Below are 6,630 nucleotides of genomic sequence, written 5' to 3'. Positions count from 1 at the left end.
TCCCGGTCGTACTTCTTCCGCTTCTCTGGCATCGTGCTCCTCATTATCGATGCCTCTACGGTTCGGGGGGAACCTCAAACAACGACTGCGGCAAAAACTCTGCGATGGTGCATGAGTGCCTCCGGTGCGGGATGGTTGGGTCGCTCATGATGGATATCGACGCGCGAGGCGGTGGCGTTATACCCGAATCGGGTCTGTCATTCGAGTGGTCGACGCGGGGTGTTCAGTCGGGTGTCACCGACGGCCTGCACGGGGTGGGAAACCGTGCGTAGCACTCGCACGAACTCGTCGCCGGCATCGTCGAGAGCGCCGTCGTTGTGGATGACGAAGTCGCCACTGTGCTCGGGTGCCGGGTCGGGTCGTGCCAAGCGGTCGGTGACGTCGCGCCGATTCGCGTCCGCGGCCCTGCAGGCGCGCTCGGCGCGCCGGGTCGGACACGCTCACCCGCACGCGGCCAGCCGTGCATAGCGTGTCGCCAGCTCCTCGAGCACACCGCGTGACACGTTGGCGACGACGGTGCGTCCGGTCCGCACGGCATCGTCGACGTGTGTGGGATGTCGTAGCGCAAGCCGTGAGCCGTCCAGCGGACCGCGAACTCGCCACGCGCACACCGTGCTTCAAACTCCGCGACGCTCACCGGTTGATGCACCTCACCGTCACCGGGAGGGCGGGTGCTCACTCTGCGCACTAACGTGGCGTCGCAACGGGCCTTGGCGTAGTCGATGAGCGAGTCCTTGCCGACGCCGCTGGCGCCCACGACAGCTACGAACGCTCCCGGCCCCAGCGCACTCACGAGACTCGGATGCCTTCGCGATAGACCGCTCGAACGACCGGTACCTGCCGTCCGCGCAGGTGGCTGGGTGTCGTCGACACCGTATGCGCCGCAATACGAACCAAGTCGGCGCGCTTACCGACGGCAATCTGCCCTCTGTCGTGCAAGCCGACTGCTGGAGCCGGGTTCCCGCTGACCAGTCGGGCGCCGTCGGTCAGCTGAAGCACGCCGTCGGCAGCCAATTGAAACACCGCTTGCAGTGGGCTCGACGGCACATAGTCGGACGACAGAATGTGCAGCAGTCCGCGGTCGAGAAGGTCGGTGGCGGCCACGTTGCCCGACTGGCTTCCGGGCTGCCTGCTCGCGCCGGTGCGCGATGCGATCGTCCATCTTCTCCGCGCGGATCTGGAGCGATCGCATCTAAGGTGTCGAAGGCTGGTTTCTGACGCACAACTTCCGACACGCCGGTTACGCAGGAACGTCGTACGCCGCGGCGGTGAGGTTGAGCACCTGGCGCTCCTGCTTTGTCGGCGGAGAAGCCACTTCACCAGATGCTGCCACGCGCCACCGACAATCCACGGCGTAAACCGCTTACGCGCCGGGGTAGGACCGCGGTCGCGGAGGCTGAGCGCCCTGGCCAGGCTCATAGTCCTTCTACCTGCGCTGATGCGGTGCCCCCAGTCGGACTCGAACCGACACTGGGCGGATTTTAAGTCCGCTGCCTCTGCCAATTGGGCTATGGGGGCCCGGATGACAGCATGCCATGCACGAAGAATGAGCCGCCTCCGGGCGCGCCCAGGCGCTCGCCGGTGCGGCGCGTTCCCATAGCGGGAGAACTCCTGCGAATGGCTGCATGATTCCGAGACGCACACCAGATTGCCGACCCACATGGCGGCAGCCTCTTCCTCCTCTTGTTGATCACCTCCCGGGAGGGGCTGATCACAGATCGCCAGTAAACCAAAGGCGAATCGATACAAGTCAGCAGGTGTGACGTTCGATCGGCTGATTGCCGGGTCCTTGCGCCTGGATCGTTTGCCAGTTCGCGACCCGGCCCGTTCCCCAAAGGATCTAATTAGCTGCCCGAAGTTTCCGATTGCTAACTCGGTGCTGTATATCTTCAATCGCGCGTGTTGAGGCGCGTGAAGCGGCGGTGCGGAGGGAACGATCATGTTGGCAGACAACCGGAAACAGCGGCGGGCGCGGGAGCGGAGCGAAGCGCGTAAGTCGCGTCGGGTGCAAAAGGCGGTGGTGGCCCTGAGCGCCGGTATCGCGGTGGGCGTCGGTGCTGCGGGAGCCGCTGGTGCCGAGACGATCGGGTCGCAGGCGATCGCCGAGAACAGCTACACAACTGTTGAGAATCTGATCGTCATCGCCGACAACCTCGGGCGTACCCAGGTTGCCATGCTGGCACCGGCCGCATCAGTGTTGCCCGATGGCTGGGTTCCGGTCGTCACCAGCGAGTACTCGACCAGCACCGAGCAACTCAACTTCCTGGAGGCGCTCACCCAGGGTGGGCAGCTGTTGCTCGCCGTGCCCGACACCAGTCACGTCCCCGGCGCGTCTACTGCGCTGTCGGGGATCAGCCCGCAGGTGGCGCAGGCGTTGTCGGCGCTGCCGCTGGCCGACACGCTCGGCAGCGGGGCGACGGTGTACTCGAAGATGGGAACGGCGCTGGTCGGACTGAACCTCGTCAACCTCGACACGGGTATCCAAAACGGCCTCGCCGACGCGGCGGAGCTCCTCGGCGGCAACAAAGTCGACCAGGATGCCGGTCAGCTCACCGGAATTCCGTCGATCGACGACGCGCTGGGCTTCTGGACCGGTAGCCGCACCACCTCGAACTGGACGGGAACCGTCAACTGGTTGGGCGCCAGCGGTACCACCTGGATCAGCCAGGACCAGGTGAGGATGGACGGAATCACCTCCGAACAGCTCACGGCGTTGTTCGGGCAGAATTGGAATCAGCCGGATGCGCTGGTGGTCTCCAACGGATCGAAGGAACTGGTCAAGGTCGGTGAAACCTGCAGGTGGGGCATCTGTATACCCAAGTACGACTACGTGTGGATTGGCGAGACCGACGGCGACGGTAACCAGGTGCACACCACCATCTACGATCCGAACGCAGGAGTCGCTGACGCGTTGTCGGCTCTCGACGGCATCGATGTCGGCGGATTCACCATCACCCAGCGTGAGGCCGGCGGCTCCTACACCGGAGCGCTCGGCGGCCAGGCCGGATGGTTGGCCGCCGCGACCCAGGTGGTGGTGCCCGGGGGCAGCGGAGCCGACGACTATGTCGCGACGGTCCCCGTCTACGCCGCAGGCATCAGCCTGCCCGACGGCCTGTTCACCACCGGCATGCAGCTCAGCCCCGGCCTGGTGACGACCAGCGGACAGTCGGTGGACTCGGTTCTCGGGAGTAGCACCTCCACCTGGTCACTTCCCGCGTTGGGAGTCGGTGCCCAACAGACGTCCCTGCTGGAGTCCTCGCACCTCGGACCCGATGGTTTCTCCTACAACTCGGGATGGACGATCGCGGCCATCACTCTCGGTGATGTGACGGTGCCGGTGGTGTACTCGCTGGGTTCGGTCAACGTCGGTCCCAACGGGTTCGGCGTGAGCGGGCCGTCGATCATGGGTGTGGGTCTACCGGGATTCCAAGTGGGGTCCGCCCCCTCTGGCTCCGTATCGTCGACCATCCCAGATGCCATCTCCCAACTGCTCGGCGACGTTCCCACCTCGGTCATCACTCTCACACCGGAGATGCTGTTCCAGCTGGCACAGATCGAAGATCCGACCGGCGGAGTCCTGAGCGACCCGATCGGCACGCTCGAGTCGGTACTCAGCCCGCTGTTCACCAAGTACGTGACCCCGACGGCCACCGAGGTGTCTCAGGCCATCGCCGACGCCGCCACCGAGGCCGTCAACCAGGGCTCGAGCGCCATCGCCGCAGCCTCCGCAAAGGCCGCCGACGTCACCTCCGAGCTCGCTGACGCCACAGAGAGTGCCAGTCAATTGGCGGTGACTCCGCAGGACGTTGTCGAACCGAGCGCGGTCGAGACCGCCGTACCGTCGAGCGTGGGTCGCCATGCCTTGCCCGACGAACGGTACGCACCGACCGACACAACGGATGCCTCGACGACATACGTCGGGCGCCACCGTGCCGATGATGGGGAGTCGTCAGACGCCGCGAACGATGACGCCACCACCGATGTCGGTTCTGAGGGGACGGGCTCGGATGCCGGCACCGTCACCGCCGGGTCCGACACGGGCAACTCGGATAGCGGCAGCGCAGACACCGCCGGCGCAGACGCCGCGGACGCAGGCAGCAGCAGCTCGGATACCGGCAGCTCCAGCGCTGCCGGCCCCGACGGCAGCGCGGACGTCGGAACCTCTGACAGCAGTGGCTCCGACAGCGGTGACGGTGCTGCCGCCTGATCGGTGGCGGGGATCAACGCCGACACGCTTTGATCGGTCGTGTCGGCGTTGACCTCTGGTCAGGGGGCGCGATTTATCGTGGCGATCCCCACACCGTCGTAGATTTGTTGGCCGGGGGCCTCGCTACGCCGTATCGGTGTAGTCGGTGAATCCGTATTGTTCGTGCGGCCCGATCGCGGCGAATTCGAACAGCCCATCGCCGCTGACCGCTGCGTCGTCGATCGTTGCGACGAACTGGGTGAGATGGTCGGTGACACAGAACATCTTCATCGTGGGATCGAGTTCGGACACCTTGAGGTGGAGGTCTTCGACCTTCAGCTCGCCCTGCCACATACCGTGACGCCAATCCGGTTCCAGGCCATAGCCGGTGCCGAACGCGAGGTGATTGGCCAGCTGGGGCCGACAGGCCACGGTCGTGACCACCCCGGTCGGGCGGGTGAAGCGGAGGGTGGCGGCGGCGACGTCGCGGGTACCCGGAACGAACGAGATGTCATGGGCCACATGGCCGAGCCACTCGGGTTCGCGATCCGGGTCATCCCAGACGCGGCGCGCGTCGTCCATCACTCGTTCGCCCGTCTCGGTCTCCTGAACCACGACGACGATCGAGAAGTCGGCGAACCGCATCACCGAGTAGATCCAGAAGAACGTCCCGGACACGTTCGCGTCGGCCTTCCGGCCGGGTGGCTCTGCCTCGCCCACCGGTCGCACACCCCAGGATCGATCGCGGTTGCCGCGCCAGTCGGGGCCGGTGACCTCAAACGACTCGCCGTCGACGGTCAATGCCCCGCGCCAGGTGCCCGTCTGTACAAATCGTTGAGTGTCGAAGAACACCCGCTCGATCTGCCGCTGAAAATGGCGCGGTTCGAGAACCGCAGGGCCGGCCGCGTCGAAGACGAGGTCGAACGCGAGGTCGCCGTGCCCGCGGTCGAGCGCGACCCGAAGACGGTGCAGCCCTTCGAGGATCTCGATGGTGAACGGGCCGATCCGCAGATCGCTGCGATCGGCTCCCAGCGCCCGGGATGCGCGCACGACGATGTGTTCGTCGTGATGACGCACCACTGCGAAACAGTCCGCCACACCGAGATTCGGGTAGACGCCCAGTCCGATGATCAACCACGGCAAATCCGCACTCGGGCCGTGGCAGTTGAAGTAGTAGCGGTCGTAGAAGTTGCGATCGGAGGTCTGCACATGCCGGATGACCTCGGCGACCTGATGAATGGGGTAGTCGTCCATCGGGGACAGCGTCATCGCACGTTCTCCCAGTATGTTCCGGCGAGCATCGCCTCGAGCGTGGCGCGATGCATGATCATGTCGTCGGTGTCATCGGGTTGTTCGGCCTGCCCGAAGTGGATGGCGCGGGACTGGATACGAAACATCACGACGGCGTGGATCAGCGCCGCATAGGTCAGATAGAAGTCCAGGTCACGGAGCTCGTGGCCGCTGACTCGCGTGTACGTCGCCGCGACGTCGTCGCGTGCCAAGAAGTCGGGAAGTCCCGGCATGCCCGCCATCTCGGTGAGGTCCTGGAAGAATCTGTGCAGGAAGATCAACCAGGCCACGTCGAGTTCCCGGGGGCCGTAGGCCGCCATCTCCCAGTCCAGCACCGCGGTCGGCGTGAAGTCCCGGTAGATGACGTTGCCGATCCGGGCGTCTCCCCAGGTCAGCACCGGGTCCGATTCGTCGGGCAGATGCGCCATCGCCCAATCGAATCCACGCTCGATCAGCGGGGAACCCGCGCGACCGGCCGAGGACCAGGTATAGAACTCGCGCAGCCGGCGAACATGGGCGGCCAGGGGCGTCTCGCCCGGGCGTGGGAGGTCGAGTGACTCCTTGGGGACCGGTGCGGAGTGGATCATCGCCACAGTGGCGATCGTCGTCTCGGTGAGGGTGCGTCGTTGGTCGTCGTCGGCCTCGGTCAACCATGAGCCGAAGGTGTAGGGCATCACGTCAGGTGGCACGAGGCCGTCGATCCGGCCCATCACGAAGAACGGCGCGCCCAGTGGCTCCGGGTCGGGTTCGGACCAGTACAGCGGGGGCACCGCCGCGCCGGTGGTGGCAGCGACGTGCTCGATGATCCGGAACTGCCGGTCGAGATCGTAGGTGGGGAACACGGGATCGCTCTGCGGGAGTGGGGCGACGCGTACCACCAGTTCGTGGGCGCTTCCCGACCACCGGGCGTCCAGCACGATGGTCTCACTCGACATGCCGTTGGCCGAGGGGATCTCGAGGCGGGTGATGGTCGCCGGTCCGCCGACTGCTGTGGGGAGCCAATTGTCGAGGCGGTCACGAAGCCACCCCGGGTCGCGGCGGGATGACGTGGGGCGCGCGATCTCGCTGGGATCGGGCGACTCGATTGAGGGCATCGGTACATCCATCGGACGAGGGGGTGGGCGGAGTGAATTAGAACACGTTTCACTTGAGAG

General features: G+C 65.6%; 5 protein-coding genes and 1 tRNA gene. 1 reads left to right on the top strand and 5 read right to left on the bottom strand.

Annotated features, from left to right (window positions below; translation table 11 throughout):
• Positions 1 to 197: 197 nt before the first annotated feature.
• The 3 genes from VX037_RS10770 to VX037_RS10760 all read right to left on the bottom strand — a co-directional run bounded on the left by VX037_RS10770 (position 198) and on the right by VX037_RS10760 (position 1,518).
• The gene (locus tag VX037_RS10770) at positions 198 to 368 is read right to left on the bottom strand and encodes a hypothetical protein (protein ID WP_235723633.1); all 171 of its coding nucleotides are present in this window, start codon (positions 366 to 368) and stop codon (positions 198 to 200) included.
• A 421-nt stretch (positions 369 to 789) separates the two neighbouring features.
• Positions 790 to 1,419: an amidohydrolase family protein gene (locus VX037_RS10765; protein WP_328714153.1), complete on the bottom strand. Its 630-nt coding sequence runs from the start codon at positions 1,417 to 1,419 to the stop codon at positions 790 to 792.
• 25 nt (positions 1,420 to 1,444) lie between these two features.
• A tRNA-Leu gene (locus VX037_RS10760) sits at positions 1,445 to 1,518 on the bottom strand.
• Between the two features lie 421 nt (positions 1,519 to 1,939).
• On the opposite strand from VX037_RS10760, the gene VX037_RS10755 reads away from it, so the two are divergent.
• Entirely contained in the window at positions 1,940 to 4,207 is a 2,268-nt protein-coding gene (locus VX037_RS10755) for a hypothetical protein (protein ID WP_328714151.1), read from the top strand.
• 123 nt (positions 4,208 to 4,330) lie between these two features.
• Here VX037_RS10755 and VX037_RS10750 read toward each other — a convergent pair whose 3' ends face one another.
• Positions 4,331 to 5,455 carry a hypothetical protein gene (locus tag VX037_RS10750; RefSeq protein WP_266059639.1) on the bottom strand — a complete coding sequence of 375 codons (1,125 nt, stop codon included), beginning with the start codon at positions 5,453 to 5,455 and terminating at the stop codon, positions 4,331 to 4,333.
• Positions 5,452 to 6,570 carry a phosphotransferase family protein gene (locus tag VX037_RS10745; protein ID WP_328714149.1) on the bottom strand — a complete coding sequence of 373 codons (1,119 nt, stop codon included), beginning with the start codon at positions 6,568 to 6,570 and terminating at the stop codon, positions 5,452 to 5,454. The genes VX037_RS10750 and VX037_RS10745 overlap by 4 nt, the downstream gene beginning before the upstream one ends.
• Positions 6,571 to 6,630 lie beyond the last annotated feature (60 nt).

This window comes from Gordonia sp. Z-3 (genome assembly GCF_036233855.1).
In the GTDB taxonomy this organism is placed as follows: Bacteria; Actinomycetota; Actinomycetes; order Mycobacteriales; family Mycobacteriaceae; genus Gordonia; species Gordonia tangerina.
The sequence above is the reverse complement of the archived record's forward strand: the minus strand, read 5'-3'. Positions and strand labels throughout refer to the sequence as shown.

Coding starts and splice junctions, on each gene's coding strand:
- VX037_RS10765 (WP_328714153.1), bottom strand. CDS start 1,419: ATGAGCCTGGCCAGGGCGCTCAGCCTCCGCGACCGCGGTCCTACCCCG.
- VX037_RS10755 (WP_328714151.1), top strand. CDS start 1,940: ATGTTGGCAGACAACCGGAAACAGCGGCGGGCGCGGGAGCGGAGCGAA.
- VX037_RS10750 (WP_266059639.1), bottom strand. CDS start 5,455: ATGACGCTGTCCCCGATGGACGACTACCCCATTCATCAGGTCGCCGAG.
- VX037_RS10745 (WP_328714149.1), bottom strand. CDS start 6,570: ATGCCCTCAATCGAGTCGCCCGATCCCAGCGAGATCGCGCGCCCCACG.